Below are 20,666 nucleotides of genomic sequence, written 5' to 3'. Positions count from 1 at the left end.
TCGGTCCGCCGAGCCAGGACGGCTGATCCCCGGTTGGTCTGCCGGCAGGGCCCGCCGCACTTTGAATGCGGACAAGCGACGTAGGTTCGACTCCTACCCGGGGAGCCAGCTACCCAGCAGTTGCCGTCGACGAGGAGCTCAGTGAGCGCACACACAGACGCCGTCACCGCGATCGTCCTGGCCGCAGGTGCCGGTACCCGCATGAAGTCCGCACGCGCCAAGGTCCTGCACGAGATCGCGGGCCGCAGCATGATCGAGCACGCGCTCGTCGCGGTCGCCGGTGCCGGCGTGCACACGACCGTCGCCGTCGTCGGTCACGATCGCGAGCAGGTCTCGGCAGCGATCGCAGCCCACGACCCCGCGGTGGTGCAGGCCGTCCAGGAGGAGCAGAACGGCACGGGGCACGCGGTGCGCGTGGCGCTGGAGGCGCTCGACGCCCCGCCCACCGGCACCGTCGTCATCACCTACGGCGACGTTCCCCTGCTGACGGCCCAGACCCTCGCCGAGCTGCTGGTCGACCACCGTGCGGCCGGACGCGCCGTGACGATCCTGTCGGCCGAGGTCGACGACCCGACCGGGTACGGACGCATCGTGCGCGGCGACGACGGGGCCGTGCTGGCGATCCGCGAGCACCGCGACGCGTCCGCCGACGAGCTGGCGGTCCGCGAGATCAACAGCGGCATCCTCGTGGTCGACGGGCCGTTCCTCGACCACGCCGTCGCGGGCCTGCGGTCCGACAACTCGCAGAGCGAGCTGTACCTGACCGACATCGTCGGCATCGCCGTGGCCGAGGGCCGTCCGGTGGGCGCGCACGTGCTCGAGGACGTCTGGCAGACCGAGGGCGTCAACGACCGGGTCCAGCTGGCACGCCTGGGTCACGAGCTCAACCGCCGCATCGTGCGCGGGTGGATGGCCGCCGGCGTCACGGTCGTCGACCCCGCCACCACGTGGATCGACTCGGCGGTCACGCTGGCACCCGACGTGACGCTGCTGCCGGGCACGCAGCTGCTCGGCGCCACCGAGGTGGGCGAGGGAGCGACGATCGGCCCCGACACGACCCTGCGCAACGTCGAGGTGGGCGAGGCCGCCACGATCATCCGCACGCACGGCTCCGACTCCGTCGTCGGCGCCCGCGCGACCGTGGGACCGTTCGCCTACCTGCGTCCTGGCACCGAGCTCGGCGAGGACGGCAAGATCGGCACCTTCGTCGAGGTCAAGAACTCCGTCGTCGGCGCCGGGGCCAAGGTGCCTCACCTGTCGTACGTCGGCGACGCCGACATCGGCGAGGGCGCCAACGTCGGCGCCGGCACGATCTTCGCCAACTACGACGGCGTCACCAAGAACCGCTCCTCGATCGGACGTCACGCCCGCACCGCCTCGAACAACACCTTCGTGGCCCCGGTGACGGTCGGTGACGGAGCCTTCACGGGAGCCGGCGCGACGATCCGCGAGGACGTCCCGCCGGGGGCGCTGGCGGTCAGCGCCGGACCACAGAGGAACATGGATGGCTGGGTCGCGGACAAGCGTCCGGGCACCCCGTCAGACCGAGCCGCGCGCGAGTCCGAGAGCGCCACGACCCTGGAGGAGACCGGTGAGTAGCCTTTCCCGCCGCACCCCGACCCGCAACCTGCTGCTGTTCTCGGGGCGCGCGCACCCGACGCTGGCGCAGGAGGTCGCCGACCTCCTCGAGATCGAGGTCGTCCCGACCACCGCGTACGACTTCGCCAACGGCGAGATCTACGTGCGCTTCGACGAGTCGGTGCGAGGGTGCGACGCCTTCGTGCTGCAGAGCCACGCCGCGCCCATCAACGAGGCGATCATGGAGCAGCTCATCATGATCGATGCCCTCAAGCGGGCGTCCGCCAAGCGGATCACGGTGATCCTGCCCTTCTACGGCTACGCGCGTCAGGACAAGAAGCACCTCGGCCGCGAGCCGATCTCGGCCCGCCTGATGGCCGACCTGTTCCAGACCGCCGGCGCCGACCGGCTCATGACCGTCGACCTGCACACCGCGCAGATCCAGGGGTTCTTCGACGGACCGGTCGACCACCTCCTCGCGATGCCGATCCTCACCCGTCACGTCAAGAAGCACTACGGCAAGAAGGAGCTCGCGGTCGTCTCGCCCGATGCCGGACGCATCAAGGTGGCCGAGCAGTGGGCCGCCGCCCTGGGCGGAGCGCCGCTGGCCTTCATCCACAAGACACGCGATCCTCGACGCCCGAACGAGTCGAAGGCCAACCGCGTCGTCGGCGACGTCACCGGACGCGTGTGCATCCTGGTCGACGACCTGATCGACACTGGCGGCACGATCGTCCAGGCCGCCGAGGCGCTGATGGCCGACGGTGCCGAGGACGTCGTGATCGCCGCGACGCACGCGGTGTTCTCGGGCCCCGCCGTCGACCGGCTCAAGAACTCGCCGGCGCGCGAGGTCATCGTGACCAACACGCTGCCGATCGCCGACGACAAGCGCTTCGACAAGCTCACCGTGCTGTCGATCGCACCGCTGCTGGCGCAGGCCAGCGCAGCGGTGTTCGAAGAGGGCAGCGTCACCAGCCTCTTCAAGTCCTGAGGCTGAGGGCGCCCTGCGCCGAGCGGCGAAGGAGGCTAGCGAAGCTGGGGGCACCTCCCACTTGCGGGGGAGAGCGTGCGGCGACGAAGCCGCCACCGCAGCGAGGCCTCGGTGAGCCTTCAGCCTCGGGCGGGGACGCTCCTCAGCTGCTGGTCGGCGCCGGCACGTCGGTGCGCTGCATCGAGATCACGCCGAGGTCCTGCGCGGTGTTGTTGACCAGGTTGAGGGTCTTGGTGCGGTACGGCGCGTAGCTGCGCTCCTTGATGGGGGCGTAGGCCAGCACCAGCACGGTGACCCCCGGCTGCTGCCGCGCGGTGCCGCCGATGGTGAACGTGCCGTCCTGGTTGGCCGGACGCTCGTCGAGCGTCCGACCCTGCGCGTCCTCGAGCCGCACGCTGATGTTGGGGATGCCGTACGCGGGCTGCGACGACGAGTCGACGACGGTGCCCGAGAAGGTGCCGCCGCGCGTGGCGAGGTTGATGGTCGTGTCGCGCATGCCGCCCGCGCGCACCCGGCCGATCGAGAACGACCCGCCGAACCAGCCGCCGGTGTCGGGCACGTCGAGCCGGTACGGGCCGGGGGTGAGCCCGCGCAGCGACAGGTTGCCGTGGGACACCTTCTGCACCCAGTACTCGCCGGTCTTCTTGTTGACCGCGGTGACGAACACCGTGCCGCGGGCCCGGGCGCCGCCGACGGTGAGGAAGCCGCGGATCGACCCCGGCCGGGTGGTCAGGTTGAACGAGGTCTTGCGGAACGTGCGCAGCTTGACGTTGCGGACGAGCTTGCTCTTGCCGACCCGGCGCTTGCGGGAGTCGTAGGCGTAGACGCGGTAGTCGTCCTTGGCCAGACCGCCCAGGGCGTACTGGCCGCGCTTGTCGGCCGTGACCTCGATGACCTGGCCGCCGTTGCTGACCGCGCGGATGCGCGCCTTCGCCGCGCGAGCCCCCTTGACCTTGACGACGCCGCCGATCGCCCCTCCGCGCTTGAGCCGCACGTTCTTCTGCACCGACGACGAGCCGACGCGGATGGGGACGTCGAGACGGGCGGCGTACGCATTCGTCTTGTACGCGGGACGCCCGTCGACGAACTGCAGGTGGTAGGTGCCCGGTGCGGGCGCCGGCAGCTGGTAGACGCCGCTCGACCCGACCTTGACGCGGCGCAGGAAGGTCCAGTCGGCGCTGAACAGCGACACCCGGACGGACTTGATCGTGGCGCCACCGGCCGCGTCGGTGACCCGGCCGTAGATCTGCGGGCCCGCGGCCTGGGCCGGCGACGAGACGCCGACGAGGGTCGCGGCCGCCACGAGCAGCGCTGTCACGGCGGCGGCGCAAGTGCGTCGTCGGGCGAGCATGGGCATGAGTCTCCATCCGGCACCGTGCCGCGGGAGTCCCGGCACGACGTCATTTTAGCCCGCGCGAGGGTTCAGCGAGTCGTCCTTGAGCGATCCGTGGCCTGCGTCACGCGCAGCCGTTGTCGCAGGCTCGACGGGCGGAGGCCGGTATCATCGAGACCAGATCGACGAGCCGTCCAGAGCCCGGCGTCACGAGGTTGAAGGAGGCTGTCGACCAGCATGTCCGCTGCACGCCGAGGCCAGCGCAAGGCTGCGCTCGTGGTCATCCCGCTCCTGTTGTTCGTCGGGGCGTTCGCGGGCGCGCGCCTGATCGGCGCCGAGGCCGACGACAATCCGTTCGTCGACCGGCCGCCCCTGGCGGTGTCCGACACCGCCGGATCGGCAGCGGCGAGCTCGGCCACCGGCGACGACCAGCGCATCCTCGAGCGCCTGGCCGCGGTGCCGCAGGCCACGTGGTTGACGCCCGAGGCGTACTCGACCAGCCAGGTGGGCGGTGTCGTGGCGAAGGTCGTGGCCCAGGCCGACGCGCAGGGACGCACCGCGGTCTTCGTGGTCTACGGCATCACCGACCGCGACTGCAGCGGTGGCGAGTCGAGCGGAGGCCTGCCGGCGCAGCAGTACGAGCAGTGGGTCGGACGCATCGCCGACGCGACCGGCTCGGACGCCGCGGTGGTCGTCGAGCCCGATGCGCTCGCGACGGCCGCCGAGTGCGGTCAGGTCGAGGTGCGCACCCCGCTGCTGAGGGCGGCCGTCGAGCGCCTCGCGTCGTCGGGGGCGACGGTCTACCTCGACGCCGGCCATGCCAGCTGGACCCCGCCCCAGGACATGGCGCGCATGTTGAAGCAGGCCGGCGTCGAGAAGGCGCGCGGATTCTCCACCAACGTCGCCGGCTACGAGTCGCAGGCCGACGAGAGCGCCTACGCCGCCGCCGTCAGCTCGGCACTCGGAGGAGCGCACTACGTCACCGACACGAGTCGCAACGGTGCCGGCTCCAACGGCGAGTGGTGCAATCCCGACGGCCGCGCGCTGGGTCGTGAGCCGGCAGCGGTCGACGACGGCGGTCTCGACGCCTACCTGTGGATCAAGCCGCCCGGCGAGAGCGACGGCACCTGCGGTGGCGGTCCGCCGGCCGGGACCTTCTGGCCCGAGCGTGCCGTGGCCCTCGCGCGAGCGGCGGGATGGTGAGACGTGGATCTCGCCCCGCTTGTGCGTAGACCCTCCGAACGACTGCGTCCGCCTTTAGGATCATTGTCATGACCGAGGGAACCGACCAGAAGCTGGCCGTGATCATCGAGGACGACGCCGACGTGCGCAACCTCCTCAAGACGGTGCTCACGCAGAGCGGGTTCCAGACGATCCTGACGACCAATGGTGCCGACGGCATCGAGGCGGTGCGCACCCACGATCCGGTGCTGACGACGCTCGACGTCTCGATGCCTGGCATGGACGGCTTCGCGGCGGCCAAGCGCATCCGCGAGTTCAGCACCACCTACATCGTGATGCTGACGGCGCTGGCCGACGAGATCGACATCGTGCAGGGGCTCGACTCCGGCGCGGACGACTACCTCATCAAGCCCTTCCGTCCGCGCGAGCTGCGAGCCCGCATCGAGACGATGCTGCGTCGCCCCCGCGAGCGTGCCGGGGCCGGCCCGTCCGGTCTCGCAGGCCCGTCCGGGCTGGACGAGCAGGCCGCACCCGCGGCGCGGCCCGACGTGTCGGTGCCGCCGCCGGTCGTGCCGCAGCCGAGCGTCGAGATGCCCGCTCCCGCCGCACCGCCTGCGCCCGCTGCACCCCCTGCGCCCGCCGCGCACCCCGCGGCCCCAGTGGCTCCCGTCGCCCCTGCGGCCGAACCGGCGCCCGTCTACGAGCGACCCTTGCGCCAGCCCGTCCAGGAGCCGGCCCCCGTCGAGGCGGCGGCTCCCGCGGCCGACGGATGGCTCCAGCACCGTGGCCTGCAGCTCAACACCCAGACCCGTCTGACGCAGGTCGACGGTCGCGGCGTCGAGCTCACGCGCAGCGAGTTCGACCTGCTGGCCACGCTGCTGGACTCGGGGCGTCGCGTCCGCAGCAAGGCCGACCTGGTGCTGGCGCTGCGCGGCGAGAGCTACGTGACGACCTACTACGTCAACGACGCCGACAAGCGCGCCGTCGAGGTGCACATGGCCAACCTGCGTCGCAAGATCGGCGACTCCACGGCCACCCCGCGGTTCATCGAGACCGTGCGGGGCGTCGGCTACCGGCTGGCGTCCGACCGCGAACCCGCCTGATCCAGGCGGCCGCGGCCGGAGCCGGCCTCAGTTGGCGTCGACGGGGATCTGGGCGGCCTGGGTCGGCTTGTCCGAGGCGAAGATCGCGATCGGCACCTCCTGGCGGATCGTCTCGCGCTCGTACGACGACGACCCGGCCGAGCGCTGGATGCGCACCGACGCACGGAACGTCAGCGTGACGCCCTTGGTGTCGGCGGCGAGGTCGCCGATCGGCTGGTTGCGCAGCTCGAACGCGCCCTTCGGCGAGGTCACGAGCATGCCGTACTTGCCGGCGAGCGGCTCGGGGTCGAAGGTGATGGTCTGGGCCTTCGCGTTGAGCGTGTAAGGACGCTCGACGGTGCCTGACGTCGTGGTCGTCGCCGACTCGACCTCGATGCGGTCGAGGAACACCCTCCGCTTGGTCTTGAACGGGTCGCGCAGGTCGCGGTCGAGGTCGTAGGCCTGGAACGTGAACGAGAAGTACTTGTTGCCCTTCGGGAACCACTCGTTGGTGCGCGGCGTCGACTTGGTCGGGTAGAGCGTGTAGACGAAGTCGACACCGTCGATCTCGACGTGCGACTGGAAGGTCCCGTCGTGGGTGAACTGCGAGTCGAACGTCGGCGTGGGCGACGGGCTGGGCGAGGCCGCCGCAGGCGGCGCCTTCTCCGACGTCGAGAACGAGCCGAGGTTGCAGCCGCTCAGCGCGACCAAGGCGGCGACGCCGACGAGCGAGGCCGACACGCGTCGACGAAGGGGTGATGTCACGGGGATGCTCCTGGAGGTTCTGGCGCTGGGAAGGATGCTGAGGGGGACGCGAGGCACGGTCATGCGGTGAAGCCCTTGTGGCGCTTGAGCAGCTTGATCGCCATCCAGGCGGTCTGCAGCACGGTGACGATGCCGAGCACGGTCCACCCGCCGAGCAGCACGTCGGACTGCATGCCGGTGGGCAGCTGGGCCCAGATCGCGACCGCGCCCGACAGCACGACGGCCACGACGCCGATGGGCAGGAAGTGGGCCAGTCCGGCGCCGCCGCTCTCGGCCTTGGCCTGGAGGGCCCAGTTGTCGGTCTGGGAGCTGCTGGCGAACTTGGTCCATGATCGGGCGAAGTGGCCCAGCCGTACCCACATGTAGAGCTCGGCCGGGAAGAACAGCAGCGCGAACAAGTAGTCGCGCCGGTTGGCGTTGTGCATCGCGTGGGCCGTGCGGAGGTTCAGCAAGGTGGCCATCACGGTGGGCACGATCCACAGCCACACGAACACGAAGGCGTGCAGCAGCAGCGAGGAGACGAGCAGGAACAGGAAGATCAGACGGGTGAACCCGTTGGTCGCCATCGAGATGTTCTCGAACCAGCGCAGGCGCAGGTTGGGGTGCAGCGGCTGGCCCTTGGTGTCGCCGCGCTGGCCGGGCCACATCAGGTCGATCGCGCCGGTGTTCCACTTGACCTGCTGCGCGTCGAGCGACTGCAGCGTCGTCATGCCGCCCACGTTGGCGCGCGCGTGCGCACTGATCTTGGTCAGGTAGCCGGCGCTCTTGATCTCCAGCGACAGCAGCGAGTCCTCGATCTCGCTGTCGCGGACCCACGGGTAGCGCTGGTGCGTCTGCTTGACGACGGCTCGCAGGGCCGTCGTCGAGAAGATCGAGTACTGCCCGCCGAGCACGGCCATGTTGCGTCCGCGCAGCAGGTTCTGCATGTTGAACGCCGCGAACTGGGCGCGCTGCCCGGCGATGAGGAACTTGCTCATCATGGTGTCGAGGCCGCTGTCGTCGATGCTGTAGATCGCCGAGATGCCGCCGATGCGCTCGTCGTCCTGGATCTCCCGGACGAGGTACTCGATCGCATGGGGGTCCGCCGTCGTGTCGCCGTCGACGCCGAGCAGGTAGTCCATGCCCTCCACGAGGGTGTACCCGTAGTTGAGGGCGCCGACCTTCTTGTCGGGGTTCTCGCCGATGTCGTGGACGAAGACCTCGGTCATCTGCTCCTCGGCACCGTGGCCGCGCACGTGCAGGCCGGCGTAGTGGCTCGCGACCTCGACGGTCGCATCGGTCGTGTTGTTGACGATGACGTGGATCGCGTCGGGCAGGCGGGTCTGCGCCAGCAGCGAGTCGAGGACGCCTGCGATGGCGTCCTCCTCGTTGTAGGCCGGGATGACGCAGCCGACGGTCGACCGGTACGTGGGGAGCGCCTCGATGCCGGCCATGAAGTGGTCGGTGTACTCGTCCATCACCGGGTCGAGGTGTGGCGCGACCCCGTGCGCAAGACCGATGCGGTCGTCATCCATGCCGAGCTCCTCGTGAGGCGACGAGGCCCGTGCCGCGTCATGGCTCCAGCCTGGTGCACCGACATCAGGATCGGCTCAGCGACGGCTCAAGATCGGCTCAGTTCTTGCGCACGCGGGCCAGCTCGGCGTCCGCGCGACCCAGCAGCGAGTCGAACGAGGCAGGCGAGTGGACCGTGTGGCTGGTGCCGAAGCTGGCGTTGGTGCGAAGCTCCATGCCCTCGCCGACGGTCGACTCGGTGAGCCCCGTGCGGATCGCGTCGACCACCGTGCGCGGCGTGTCGACGCTCGAGGCCACGACGAGGACGACGAAGCGCCCGGCGCCGAGGTGCCCGAGAAGGGCGTCGGCCGGGACCCGTGAGCGCAGGATGCCCGAGAAGTGCACGAGCGCGTTGTCGCCGGCCTCGCGGCCGAAGGCGGAGTTGAGCTCGTCGAGGTCGTCGATCTCGGCCAGCACGAGCGCGACGTGACCGCCGGCGAGGGTCGCCCGCTGGATGCGGTCGGCCGCGTCCTCACGGAACGCGTCGGCGTTGAGGACGCGCAGCTTGCTGCGGCGACGGGCCTCGGCACTCATCGACCACCAGTTGCCCGCCTGCTCGACCCGCAGGGCCGACAGGCAGATGCCCGAGACGAGGAACAGCGCGGTGAACGGCAGGGCCGTGGCGAACACGGAGGGACGCACGACGCCGCTGAGGCTCAGGGCCGACAGCACGATGTACCAGCCGCCGAAGGCGAAGTAGGCGAGCTGCAGGATGCGCGCGTTGAGGTTGAGCCGCATGGGGCCGCGGAGCAGCTCGGTGGCCGTCAGCCAGGCGAAGGCGCCCGCCGCTCCGGCCCGGAGTGCCGTGCTGAGACCCAGGTCGGGGCCGGTCGGCTGCACCAGCGTCGGCACGGCGACCAGGACGCCCGCGACGACGGCCATCCAGAGATTCGATCGCGCGCGGCTGTGGAGCAGGCGGGCTCCGGACCACATCGCGCCCACCGCGAACACCGTCGAGGCGTCGCCTGCCGCGACCACCACGGCCGGAGCGGCGCCGTCGGCGGCATAGATCGCGTCGAGCCCCGACACGCACAGGGCCGCTGCGAACGCGGCGGTCCAGGCACGGTTGGCCTCGTCGTTGTGGCGCATCGCGGCCGTCGTCGCGAAGATGGCCGACACGATCGCCATCGGCAGGACGCGCACGATCAGCAGGGTCTCGGGGTCCAGCTGCATGGAGGTCACCTCGTTTCGGGGTGGTCGTGTGCCGAGAGCGTCGGCGTGGGGGCGGTCGTGGTGGGGCCGCGGTCCGTGCGGGTCGGGATCGTGACGACGACCTCGGTGCCGCGACCGGCCTCGCTGTCGACCTCGATGGTGCCGCCGTGCAGCACCACGATCTCCCGGGAGATGCTAAGCCCCAGGCCCGTGCCGTGGACGGTCGAGCCGCGCACCGACTCGGCGCGGTAGAACCGCTGGAACAGGCCCTTCTGCTCGTCCAGCGTCATGCCGCGGCCCGTGTCGGCCACCCGGATCGCGATCTTCTCGTCGGCACCGGGCACGACCTCGACGGCGACCTTGACGCGTCCGCCGCTGTGGTTGTACTTGATCGCGTTGGACAGCAGGTTGTCGACGACCTGGCGCAGACGGAAGGCATCGACGACGGCCTCGACGCCTTCGACGATGTCGAGCTGGATCGAGATGAGCCGCTCGGTGGCCATCGGGCGGACGGCGTCGACCGACTCGGACATGAGTCGTGAGACGTCGCACGCCGCCAGTGACAGGGTGATGGCGGTGGACGGGCTCGACGACCGGGCGGCGAGCAGATCGGTGACGAGGGTGTTCAGCCGCTCGGTGTTGCTCAGCGCGATGCGCAGCATGTCGCGGGTCTCGTCGGGCAGGCCCTCGGACTCCAGGGCCAGGTCGACGTAGCCGAGCACCGAGCTGAGCGGGGTGCGCAGCTCGTGCGACATCGACGTCACCAGGTCGTCGCGCGCCGTGATGGCGCGGACCTCGGCCGAGACGTCGCGCAGCACCACGACGACGCGGTCGACCGCGCCCTGCTGGTCGTGCAGGAGGCGGGCGGACACGTCGATCGTGAAGCGGGTGCCGGTGCGGTGGCCGATCCAGTACGTGGCGCTGTCGACGATCTCGCCGGCCAGGGCCCTCACGTGAGGGAACTCCGCGGGCGGGACCGGCGTCACCTTGTCGGCCCGGTAGAGCGGGAACCGGTGCCACGGCGTGGTGGGCGGCAGGCCGAGGTCGCCGAGGAGCGCGCGCGTGGCACGGTTCGAGTCCAAGGTCCGGCCGTCGCGGTCGAGGCTGATGACGGCGAACTCGACGGCGTCGAAGGCCTCGCGGAGCGTCGACCCCTGGATGCGCGCTCGCGCCAGCGCCGCCTCGAGCATCTGCGTCTGGCGTCGCAGGAGCACCCGCTGGGACTCGACGCGCCGCGACGTCGTGTAGACGACGCCTGCCACGAAGACCAGGCTCACCGACAGGCTGATGGCCGCGGTGGGGTTGGTCGTCGGGGCCACGAACGTGACGAAGTCCAGCTGCGCCAGCGTGGTCTGCGTCAGCAGCATGACCGAGGCCAGGCCCGCTCCCGCGATCGCGCCGGATCGCTTGAACGACGTGGCCAGCCAGATGACCGGGAACACCATCAGGATGCCGAAGCCGCTCTCCGGCGCGGCGATACGCAGCATGCCGAGGGCGGCGATGTCGAGCAGCGGGACGACCATCTGCCAGCGCTGCGCGATGCGCAGCCAGGGGATGGTGGCTGCGGCGATCGTGACCCACAGCATCGCGGTCATGCCGATGAAGAACGCGGGGCTGTCATCCAGCGGGCGGTCGGACAGGGCGACGGTCACGCAGACGACGAACCCCACGGCACCGGTGAGGAAGACCTGCGAGCGGAAGACGCTGTCGCCGAAACGTGAGGCCGCAGGGTCGGGGACCCGATCGCGGATCGGGGACCTGTCCATGGACGACACCGTATCGTCCCCGCGGACCCGGCCGGCGGGATTTCCCGGTTCCCCGGGCCTGCGATAGACTCGCCAGGTTGCCTCGGCGAGGGTCTGTGTCAGACCGTGATCGACAGGGCGCTCCACAGGAGTGCTGTGTCGAGCGCCCCCCGCCGGACGACATCCGACCTTTCGCATCGCACGACGTACCCAACAGGAGTTCCCCCGTGGCCGAGATCAAGATCGCCGCCGAAGCACGCACCGAGTTCGGCAAGGGCGCGGCCCGCCGCATCCGTCGCGAGGACAAGGTCCCCGTCGTCCTCTACGGCCACGGCGCCGAGCCCGTCCACCTGACCCTGCCCGGTCACCAGCTCATGCTCGCTCTGAAGGGCGCGGCCAACGCGCTGCTGACGATCGAGGTCGGCTCGGACTCGCACCTCGTCATCCCCAAGCAGGTCCAGCGCGACCCCCTGAAGGGCTTCATCGAGCACGCCGACCTGCTGATCGTCCGCAAGGGCGAGAAGGTCGTCGTCGACGTCCGCATCAACACCGTCGGCGACGCCGTCAGCGGCAACCTGGTCATCCTCGAGAACTCGTCGGTCTCCGTCGAGGCCGAGGCCACGCACATCCCCGAGTCGTTCGAGGTCTCGGTCGAGGGCCTCGTGGCCGGCGACCAGATCCTCGCCAAGGACCTCACGCTGCCCGAGGGCTCGACCCTCGCGGTCGACGACGACATCCTCATCGTCAACGTCACGGGTGCTCCGACCGAGGCCCAGCTCGAGGCCGAGCTCGCCGAGGCCGAGGCCGACCTGGGCATCGAGCACGACCCGACCGACGCCGAAGAGGCCGAGGCTGCCGCCGAGTCGTCCGACGACGAGGCTGCCACCGAGTCGGAGTGACCTGGTTGGTCGTCGGGCTCGGCAATCCGGGCCCGACGTACGCCAGCACGCGCCACAACGTCGGCTACATGGTGGCCGATGCATTGGCGCTGCGCATGGGTGGCACGCCCAAGAACCTCGGCTGGAAGAAGCACAAGTCCGGGCGGGGTGAGGTCGTCGAGGGACACCTCGCCGGGCAGCGCGTCGTCCTGGCGCGTGCCAAGTCGTACATGAACGAGAGCGGCGGGCCGGTCTCGACCCTGGCGAAGTTCTACGACGTCGAGCCCGATCACGTCATCGCGATCCACGACGAGCTCGACATCGACTTCGGCATGCTGCGGGTCAAGCTGGGCGGCGGTGACAACGGTCACAACGGGCTCAAGTCCATCCGCCAGTCGCTGGGCTCCGGTGACTTCTACCGCGTGCGGGTCGGCATCGGGCGTCCTCCGGGTCGCCAGGACGTCCACGACTTCGTGCTCAAGTCGTACAGCTCGACCGAGCGCAAGGACCTGCCCGTGTACGTCGAGGAGGCCGCGGACGCCGTCGAGAGTCTCGTCACGGTGGGACTGGATCAGACCCAGAGTGCGTTCAACCGGTAGATGATGACTCTCTCCCGCCTCGCCTCGATCGTCTCCTCCGAGCCCACCGTCGCGGCCGTCCTGGCCGAGCGGGCCGAGGGCGCCGGCACCCTCGACGTCCAGGCTCCCGAACCGCTGCGACCGTTCCTGACGGCTGCGCTCGCGGAGCAGGCGACGGTCGTCGCGGTCACCGCCACGGCGCGGGAGGGCGAGGACCTCACGGCCCAGCTCGGCGAGCTGCTCGGCGCCGACGCCGTCGCGTACTACCCGGCCTGGGAGACGCTGCCCCACGAGCGGCTGTCGCCGCGCTCCGACACGGTGGGTCGCCGGCTGGCGGTGCTGCGGCGTCTGGTGCACCCCACGCGGGCGGGCGAGCTCGACTCCGACACCGCCACCGGCCCGTTGCGCGTCGTCGTCGCGCCCATCCGCTCGCTGCTGCAGCCCCAGGTGAAGGGGCTGGCCGACCTCGTGCCGGTCGAGCTGCACCGCGGCGACGAGGTCGCCCTCGACCAGGTCGTCGCCGATCTGGCCGGTGCGGCCTACTCGCGGGTCGACCTGGTCGAGCGGCGCGGTGAGTTCGCCGTCCGCGGCGGCATCATCGACGTCTTCCCGCCCACCGAGGACCACCCGCTGCGCATCGAGTTCTTCGGCGACGAGGTCGACGAGATCCGCCGGTTCGCCGTGGCCGACCAGCGGACGCTCGGAGAGATCGACCACGTCTGGGCGCCGCCGTGCCGCGAGCTGCTGCTCACCGACGAGGTGCGTGCGCGCGCCGCACGGCTGGCCGAGGAGCACCCCAGCCTGGCCGAGATCTTCACGAAGCTCTCCGAGGGCCATGCCGTCGAGGGCATGGAGTCGCTGACGCCGGTGCTGACGGACGAGATGGAGTCGTTCGTCAACCTGCTGCCCCAGCGCTCGGCCGTGCTGCTGATGGATCCCGAGCGCATCCGGGCGCGGGCCGCCGACCTGGTGGCCACCAGCGAGGAGTTCCTGCAGGCGTCGTGGGCCGCAGCGGCCGGCGGCGGCGAGTCGCCGATCGATCTCGGCTCGGCAGCCTTCCACTCGCTCGACGACGTGAAGCTCGAGACGCTGGCGCTCGGCCACACCTGGTTCACCCAGACACCCTTCGGCCTCGACCTCGACGAGGGTCAGCGCGCGGTCGAGATGGAGGCCGGGGCGGCCTACCGCGGCGACACGTCCGCGGCGCTCGAGGACGTCCGTCGCTGGGTCGCCGCCGGCATGCGGGTCGTCTTCGTGGCCCCTGCGGCGGGCCAGGCCCAGCGCACGCTCGAGTGGCTCACCGACAGCGACGTGCCGGCGGCGCTCGACGACGAGGTGGCCCCGCCGACCCCCGGCATCGTCCAGGTCGTCATCGGCGAGCTGTCGACCGGTTTCGTGTCGGCTCCGCTGCAGCTCGCGGTCATGACGTACGACGACCTCGTCGGGCAGCGGGCCGCCGATCGCACCGAGCGCAAGATGCCGGCGCGTCGTCGCAAGCAGGTCGACCCGCTCGAGCTCAAGCCGGGCGACTTCGTGGTGCACGAGCAGCACGGCGTCGGCCGCTACGTCGAGCTGATGCAGCGCGTCGTGCAGGGCGCGGCGCGCGAGTACCTCGTGATGGAGTACGCGCCGTCGAAGCGCGGTCAACCGGCCGACCGCCTGTTCGTGCCGATGGACCAGCTCGACCAGATCAGCCGCTACGTCGGTGGCGAGTCGCCGACGCTCGACCGCCTCGGCGGTGCCGACTGGACGACCCGCAAGAACAAGGCGCGCAAGGCCGTCCGCCAGATTGCCGGCGAGCTGATCAAGCTGTACGCCGCCCGTCAGGCCACCAAGGGCCATGCCTTCGGACCCGACACGCCGTGGCAGGCCGAGCTCGAGGACTCGTTCGCCTTCGTCGAGACGCCCGACCAGATGGTCACCATCGACGAGGTCAAGCGCGACATGGAGCGCACCGTGCCGATGGACCGCCTGGTGTGCGGCGACGTCGGCTACGGCAAGACCGAGATCGCGGTGCGCGCGGCGTTCAAGGCCATCCAGGACGGCAAGCAGGTCATCCTGCTGGTGCCGACGACCCTGCTCGTCCAGCAGCACTACGCCACCTTCGCCGAACGCTTCGGGCAGTTCCCGGTGACGATGAAGCCGCTCTCGCGGTTCCAGACCGAGAAGGAGTCCAAGGAGACCCTCGCGGGGCTGGCCGACGGCTCGATCGACATGGTCATCGGCACGCACCGGCTGCTGCAGCCCGGGGTCAAGATCAAGGACCTCGGCCTGGTCATCGTCGACGAGGAGCAGCGCTTCGGCGTCGAGCACAAGGAGGCCATGAAGATGCTGCGTGCGGCCGTCGACGTCCTGTCGATGTCCGCGACGCCCATCCCGCGCACGCTCGAGATGGCGATCACGGGCATCCGCGAGATGTCGACGATCGCGACCCCTCCCGAGGAGCGCCACCCCGTGCTGTCGTTCGTGGGCGCCTACGAGGACCGCCAGGTCGTGGCCGCGATCCGCCGCGAGCTGCTGCGCGAGGGACAGGCCTTCTTCATCCACAACCGGGTGCAGTCGATCGACAAGGCCGTCGCCAAGATCAAGGAGCTCGTGCCCGAGGCGCGCGTCGCGGCGGCCCACGGCCAGATGGGCGAGCACCAGCTCGAGGAGGTCATGGTCGACTTCTGGGAGAAGCGCTACGACGTGCTCGTGTGCACCACGATCGTCGAGTCGGGTCTCGACGTCTCCAACGCCAACACCATGATCATCGAGCGAGCCGACACGCTCGGCCTGTCGCAGCTGCACCAGCTGCGTGGGCGGGTCGGACGCTCGCGCGAGCGCGCCTACGCCTACTTCCTGTACCCGCCCGAGAAGCCGCTCACCGAGACCGCCCACGACCGGCTCGCCACGATCGCGCAGCACTCCGAGCTCGGAGGCGGCATGGCGGTCGCGATGAAGGACCTCGAGATCCGCGGCGCCGGCAACCTGCTGGGCGGCGAGCAGTCGGGTCACATCGCCGACGTCGGCTTCGACCTGTACGTGCGCCTCGTGGGCGAGGCCGTCGCGGAGTTCCGCGGCGACGCCGAGCCCGAGCGCGAGGTCAAGATCGAGCTGCCGATCGAGGCGCACCTGCCGCACGACTACGTCGGCAGCGAGCGGCTGCGGCTCGAGATGTACAAGCGACTCGCCGACGTCCGTGCCCTGTCCGACGTCGACGAGATCCGCGGCGAGCTGGTCGACCGGTACGGCGAGCCGCCCGAGGCCGTCGACGTCCTGCTCGAGGTCGCACGCCTGCGCGTGCGGGTGCGCGAGGCCGGGCTCACCGAGGTGACGGCCGCGGGCCCGAACGTCCGGTTCGCCCCGCTGAGGCTCCCCGACTCGGCGCAGATGCGGCTGCAGCGCGTCTACCCCCGCAGCACCTACAAGGTCGCTGCCGAGGTCGCGCTCATCCCGCGTCCGAAGACGGCGCCGATCGGCGGCAAGCCGCTGGTGGGGCGCGAGCTGCTCGAGTGGACGCGTACCGTGATCGACACCCTGGTACCTGCCCCAGCACCCGCCTGACCACGATGCGAGGAGCGCGATGATCGTCAGCACGGTCGCCGGACTGGTGGCGCTGGCGCTCGCTGCCTCCGGATGGGCCCAGCGCCGGTCGACGTACGGCGCGGGAACGTACGTCGTGGCGGCCGCGGCCGCCACGGTGTGGTGCTGGTCGATCGCGGCCTTCGAGCAGCTCGACCGGCCCGGCCACTACCCGTACGCCGTCGTGGGCCTGTGGCTGGCCGCCGTGTCGACGAGCGTCGCGGCGATCTTCGTGATGGCGCGCCGTGCCGTGCGGTCGCGCTGGTCACCGCCTCGGCTGCTGCTCGCGCTGTTCGTGCTCGAGCCGGTGCTGGTCTTCGCGCTCGAGGTGACCAACCCGCTGCACGGCCTGATGGGCTCCAAGCCCGAGGGCCACCTCGAGTTCGGGATGGCCTACCAGCTGCACGCCGCCTACTGCGCCGCGCTGGTGCTGGCCTCCGTCGTCGCCCTGGCCACCCGGGCGGCGCACGCCGACCAGGCGCACCGCCGGCAGGTCATGGTGCTGCAGGCGCTCGTCGTGGCGGTCGTCGTGGTCGAGATCGCCCGCCTCGACATGACGCAGTACATCGCGGTCGCCGGGCTGGCCGTGCTGCACCACGCGATGTTCGGGCGAGGTCTCAACGACCTGGTGCCGATCGACCGCGCCGCGGCCGTCGACGAGATGGCCGACGTCGTGGTGTTCTTCGACGACTCAGGACGCCTCGTCGACCTCAACGCGTCGGCGCGCCGCACGATCCTGGCCCGCGACGGACGCCTGCCCGACGCAGGTGCGTCGGTCGACGACGTGCTCGGCGCCGGTGTCACGTTGAGCGAGGGCGCCGACCAACCCTTCGTGCTCGGCGACGGGCCCGACGCGTTGCAGCTCGTCGCCCGGTGCACGCCGCTGACCGGGCGCGACGAGGCGGTGGCCGGCTGGATGGTCGTGTGCCGCGAGGCGGCGCCGCGTCGTCGCGACCGGCCGGTGCTGCTCGACCCGGTGACGGGGCTGATGACGCGCGCGCAGCTCGACCACTCCCTGCGTCAGGCCGTGGAGCAGCTGGCCGACGGCATCGGGCCGTTGTCGATCGCGCTGCTCGACGTCGACGGCTTCAAGCAGATCAACGACACGTACGGTCACGTCGCCGGCGACGAGGTGCTGTTGGAGGTCGCGGCGCGCGTCGGTGGCGTCGCGGGAGGCGTCCTGACCGGACGCTTCGGCGGTGACGAGTTCGTCGCGATCCTCGTGGGACGGACGGCTGCCGATGCGAGCCGCGTGGCCGAGGCCATGCGCGCCGCCGTGGCGGCCACACCCGTCCGCACCGACGACGGGCTCGTGCCCGTCACTGTCTCGATCGGGGTGGCCGAGCACCGCGGCGGTGACGTGTCGGATCTGCTGCGAGCCGCCGACGACGCGATGTACGGCGCCAAGCGGGCCGGGCGCAACCGCGTCGGCGTCGCCGCGCGCAAGTCGTGACCCGGACGCCGTCGGGCGCTCAGCCCTCTTCGCGCAGGCGCGGGGGAGTGGCGTTCTTCGGCCGGATGCCGAGCTTGTCGGCGTAGAAGGCGCGCACGACGTCCATGTCGGCGACGACGTCGTCGCTGGCGTGGAAGGTCGGTCCGAAGCCCATCGTCCTGGTCGGGGGGTCGAAGAACGCCAGCGTGATCGGCAGGCCCGTGTCGCGGGACAGCCGCAGGAAGCCGGACTTCCAGTACTCGCCGCGCGATCGGGTGCCCTCGGCGGCGAGGATCAGCCGGAACGGCTTGCCCGTGTCGGCCTCGGCCACGAGGTCGCGCACGACAGTCCCGGCGTTGTCGCGGTCGAGCGGCACTCCGCCGAACGCCCGCAGCAACCAGCCCAAGGGGCCCTTGAACAGCTGCTTCTTGACCAGCACGCGGGGGTGGGCCCCGCCCTGCCACATCACGAGCAGCATCGTGATGAAGTCCCAGTTCGACGTGTGCGGGGCGCCGACGAGGATGCCGGTCTGCGGCACGTCGCCGACCATCCGGTAGCGCATCAACCGGGCGATGGTGCGGGCCAGCCGCTGTCGGATCATGGGACAACCCTAGGCGAGGCGGCGGCCGGCTCCGACGAGCGAACTGTTGCGGTTCGCAACGGTGGCACTAGCGTCGTCCCATGACTTCAGCGGGGACGTGGAAGAAGCTCGTACGCACGAAGGACGTCGACGACGTCATCCACCAGAACGACGCCGACCCCACCGAGGAGAGCCACCACGCCCGCCTCGACCGGCGCCTGACGGTGTGGGACCTGATGGGGTTCGGCATCGGGATCGTCATCGGCACGGGCATCTTCACGCTCACCGGCACCGCGGCCAAGGACAACGCCGGGCCGGCCGTGATGATCTCCTTCCTCGTCGCGGGAGTCGTGGCGATGCTGGCGGCGCTCTGCTACGCCGAGCTCGCCGCGGCGGTGCCGACCGCCGGCAGCTCGTACACGTACGCGTACACGACGATCGGCGAGATCTTCGCGTGGATCATCGCCTGGGACCTGATCCTGGAGTTCGCCCTCGGCGCCGCCGTCGTCGCCCGCGGCTGGTCGGGCTACCTGCAGGGCGTGTTCGACCTGCCGAAGGCGTTCTTCGGCGAGGACGACAGCGTCATCAACCTCGGCGCGGTGTTCATCGTCGTCGTGCTGGGCGTCGTCGCGGCCCTGGGCATCCGCGAGTCGAAGCTCGTGACCAACACCCTCGTCGTCATCAAGGTCTCGATCTGCCTGTTCATCATCGGCGTCGGGCTGTTCTACGTCAGCCTCGACAACCAGAAGCCGTACATCCCGCCGAGCGAGAAGGCCGACTCCGCGAGCGGGCTCAAGCAGCCGCTGTGGCAGTGGATCACCGGCATCGACCAGACCGCCTACGGCGTCACCGGGGTGCTGGTGGCCGCCGCGATCGTGTTCTTCGCCTACTCCGGCTTCGAGGCCGTCGCCAACCTCGGCGAGGAGACCAAGGATCCTGCCAAGGACATGCCGCGTGGCCTGATCGGCACGCTGATCATCTGCACCCTGCTCTACGTCGCGGTGTGCTTCGTGCTGACGGGCATGGTCAAGTACACCAAGCTCAGCACCGGGGAGCCGCTCGCCGACGCATTCGACCAGGTCGGCCTCGGTTGGGCGGGCATCATCATCGGGACGGCCGCGGTCGCGGGACTGACCTCGGTGATCCTCGTCGACATCGTGGCGATGGGACGCATCGGATTCGCCCTGTGCCGCGACGGCCTGCTGCCGCCGGCGATCGGCAGGGTCCACCCGAAGTTCCACACACCCGTCGTCATCACCGTCGGCACGACCGTCGCGGTCGCCGTGCTCGGCGCCTTCGTGCCCCTGTCGGTCCTGGCCGAGATGGTCTCGATCGGCACACTCTTCGCCTTCCTGGTCGTCTCGATCGCCGTCGTCGTGCTGCGTCGGACCAAGCCGAGGATGAAGCGCCCGTTCCGCACGCCCCAGGTGCCGCTGCTGCCGATCGTCTCGGGCGTCGCGTGCATCGCGCTCATGACCAACCTCGCGGTCGAGACGTGGCTGCGGTTCCTGGTGTGGCTGGCCCTCGGACTCGTCGTCTACCTGGTGTACGGACGCAAGCACTCCCGGCTGGCGACGGGCAAGGCGGCCCCGACTAACCTGTGACCATGCTCACTCGAACGCGCGGGGCCGTGCTTGCGATCGCGAGCCTCTCGCTCGCCGCCTGCGGCACCATCCACCCCGGCTCGGCCGCGGTCGTCGACGGTCGCACGATCTCGATGGACACCCTCGACCGCACCGCCGAGGCCTACTGCATCCTCACCGCGAGTGCCGCCAAGCAGCAGGGCATCACGACGGTCAGCAACTCCGAGGTGCGCCGCCAGGCCGTCGTCGGGCTGGTCTCGGTGCGGGTCGCCCGCGACCTCGCGCAGCAGAAGGACGTCAGCGTCCCGCCGTCCGCCTACGAGCTGACGTCCGCGCAGCGCGACGAGCTGGCCAGGTCGTTCCCGGGGGCTGACGTCGACGAGCTGGCCAAGGCCGTCAGCGACAGCCGCGAGGTCGCGGCCATCGCCGTCGGCCTGGCCGAGAAGCAGACCAACCAGCAGGCCACCAGCGAGAACGAGGCGCAGTTCGCCGATCTCGGGCAGAACGCGATCCTCGCCGCATTCGCCGACAGCGACGTCTCGTTCGCGCCCCGCTTCGGGCTCGACGCCAAGGGGCAGCAGCGGGCCGCCACGGGCTCGGTCTCGGTGACGCCCGACGACCTCGAGGCGCCCGTCGACGAGGAGCTCCCGGCGAGTCAGCGCTGCTCGTGAC

Annotated in this window: 16 protein-coding genes and 1 tRNA gene; 11 read left to right on the top strand and 6 right to left on the bottom strand. The window is 70.6% G+C overall.

The genetic code is table 11. From position 1 onward, the window contains the following. Nucleotides 1-26: 26 nt before the first annotated feature. The 3 genes from DX116_RS18160 to DX116_RS18150 all read left to right on the top strand — a co-directional run bounded on the left by DX116_RS18160 (nt 27) and on the right by DX116_RS18150 (nt 2,569). Nucleotides 27-108, top strand: a tRNA-Gln gene (locus tag DX116_RS18160). A 33-nt stretch (nt 109-141) separates the two neighbouring features. Beyond that, on the top strand, nt 142-1,599 hold the full coding sequence (gene glmU / locus DX116_RS18155) for a bifunctional UDP-N-acetylglucosamine diphosphorylase/glucosamine-1-phosphate N-acetyltransferase GlmU (protein ID WP_119705579.1): 1,458 nt from the start codon (nt 142-144) through the stop codon (nt 1,597-1,599). Beyond that, nucleotides 1,592-2,569: a ribose-phosphate diphosphokinase gene (locus DX116_RS18150; protein WP_233556887.1), complete on the top strand. Its 978-nt coding sequence runs from the start codon at nt 1,592-1,594 to the stop codon at nt 2,567-2,569. Before glmU ends, DX116_RS18150 begins: the two co-directional genes overlap by 8 nt. A 142-nt stretch (nt 2,570-2,711) precedes the next feature. On the opposite strand, the gene DX116_RS18145 is transcribed toward DX116_RS18150, so the two are convergent. Next, a complete protein-coding gene (locus DX116_RS18145) occupies nt 2,712-3,920 on the bottom strand; it encodes a carboxypeptidase-like regulatory domain-containing protein (protein WP_158592033.1) in 1,209 nt (402 codons plus the stop codon). 219 nt (nt 3,921-4,139) lie between these two features. On the opposite strand from DX116_RS18145, the gene DX116_RS18140 reads away from it, so the two are divergent. Beyond that, a complete protein-coding gene (locus DX116_RS18140) occupies nt 4,140-5,105 on the top strand; it encodes a glycoside hydrolase family 6 protein (protein WP_119705576.1) in 966 nt (321 codons plus the stop codon). A gap of 68 nt (nt 5,106-5,173) precedes the next feature. Next, entirely contained in the window at nt 5,174-6,187 is a 1,014-nt protein-coding gene (locus DX116_RS20380) for a response regulator transcription factor (protein WP_119705575.1), read from the top strand. Between the two features lie 27 nt (nt 6,188-6,214). Here the strand turns inward: DX116_RS20380 and DX116_RS18130 are convergent, their stop codons facing one another. From DX116_RS18130 to DX116_RS18115, 4 genes are all read right to left on the bottom strand, one after another. Beyond that, nucleotides 6,215-6,931, bottom strand: coding sequence for a hypothetical protein (locus tag DX116_RS18130; protein WP_147393715.1), 717 nt, complete (start codon nt 6,929-6,931; stop codon nt 6,215-6,217). A 59-nt stretch (nt 6,932-6,990) separates the two neighbouring features. After that, nucleotides 6,991-8,445: a glycosyltransferase family 2 protein gene (locus DX116_RS18125; protein ID WP_119705573.1), complete on the bottom strand. Its 1,455-nt coding sequence runs from the start codon at nt 8,443-8,445 to the stop codon at nt 6,991-6,993. Between the two features lie 97 nt (nt 8,446-8,542). Next, nucleotides 8,543-9,655 carry a GGDEF domain-containing protein gene (locus DX116_RS18120; RefSeq protein ID WP_147393714.1) on the bottom strand — a complete coding sequence of 371 codons (1,113 nt, stop codon included), beginning with the start codon at nt 9,653-9,655 and terminating at the stop codon, nt 8,543-8,545. A 5-nt stretch (nt 9,656-9,660) separates the two neighbouring features. After that, complete coding sequence (locus tag DX116_RS18115) at nt 9,661-11,400, bottom strand: sensor histidine kinase (RefSeq protein WP_119705571.1); 1,740 nt, start codon at nt 11,398-11,400, stop codon at nt 9,661-9,663. Nucleotides 11,401-11,606: 206 nt separating this feature from the next. On the opposite strand from DX116_RS18115, the gene DX116_RS18110 reads away from it, so the two are divergent. From DX116_RS18110 to DX116_RS18095, 4 genes are read left to right on the top strand one after another with little or no spacing between them, the layout of a single operon-like run. Then, nucleotides 11,607-12,278 (top strand): 50S ribosomal protein L25/general stress protein Ctc, encoded by a 672-nt coding sequence (locus tag DX116_RS18110; RefSeq protein WP_119705570.1) that lies wholly within the window; start codon nt 11,607-11,609, stop codon nt 12,276-12,278. After that, nucleotides 12,275-12,856: an aminoacyl-tRNA hydrolase gene (gene pth, locus DX116_RS18105; protein ID WP_119705569.1), complete on the top strand. Its 582-nt coding sequence runs from the start codon at nt 12,275-12,277 to the stop codon at nt 12,854-12,856. Before DX116_RS18110 ends, pth begins: the two co-directional genes overlap by 4 nt. Before the next feature lie 3 nt (nt 12,857-12,859). Continuing rightward, nucleotides 12,860-16,381: a transcription-repair coupling factor gene (mfd, locus tag DX116_RS18100; RefSeq protein ID WP_119705728.1), complete on the top strand. Its 3,522-nt coding sequence runs from the start codon at nt 12,860-12,862 to the stop codon at nt 16,379-16,381. Between the two features lie 19 nt (nt 16,382-16,400). Continuing rightward, nucleotides 16,401-17,852, top strand: coding sequence for a GGDEF domain-containing protein (locus DX116_RS18095; protein WP_119705568.1), 1,452 nt, complete (start codon nt 16,401-16,403; stop codon nt 17,850-17,852). Between the two features lie 19 nt (nt 17,853-17,871). On the opposite strand, the gene DX116_RS18090 is transcribed toward DX116_RS18095, so the two are convergent. After that, on the bottom strand, nt 17,872-18,432 hold the full coding sequence (locus DX116_RS18090) for a 1-acyl-sn-glycerol-3-phosphate acyltransferase (RefSeq protein ID WP_119705567.1): 561 nt from the start codon (nt 18,430-18,432) through the stop codon (nt 17,872-17,874). Between the two features lie 80 nt (nt 18,433-18,512). On the opposite strand from DX116_RS18090, the gene DX116_RS18085 reads away from it, so the two are divergent. Together DX116_RS18085 and DX116_RS18080 are read left to right on the top strand one after the other, a co-directional pair. Further along, nucleotides 18,513-20,015, top strand: coding sequence for an amino acid permease (locus DX116_RS18085; RefSeq protein ID WP_119705566.1), 1,503 nt, complete (start codon nt 18,513-18,515; stop codon nt 20,013-20,015). 2 nt (nt 20,016-20,017) lie between these two features. After that, entirely contained in the window at nt 20,018-20,665 is a 648-nt protein-coding gene (locus DX116_RS18080) for a hypothetical protein (protein WP_147393713.1), read from the top strand. Nucleotide 20,666: the final 1 nt, after the last annotated feature.

It is taken from the genome of Aeromicrobium endophyticum, assembly GCF_003586285.1.
Lineage (GTDB): Bacteria > Actinomycetota > Actinomycetes > Propionibacteriales > Nocardioidaceae > Aeromicrobium > Aeromicrobium endophyticum.
This window is presented reverse-complemented; position numbering and strand designations above follow the sequence as displayed.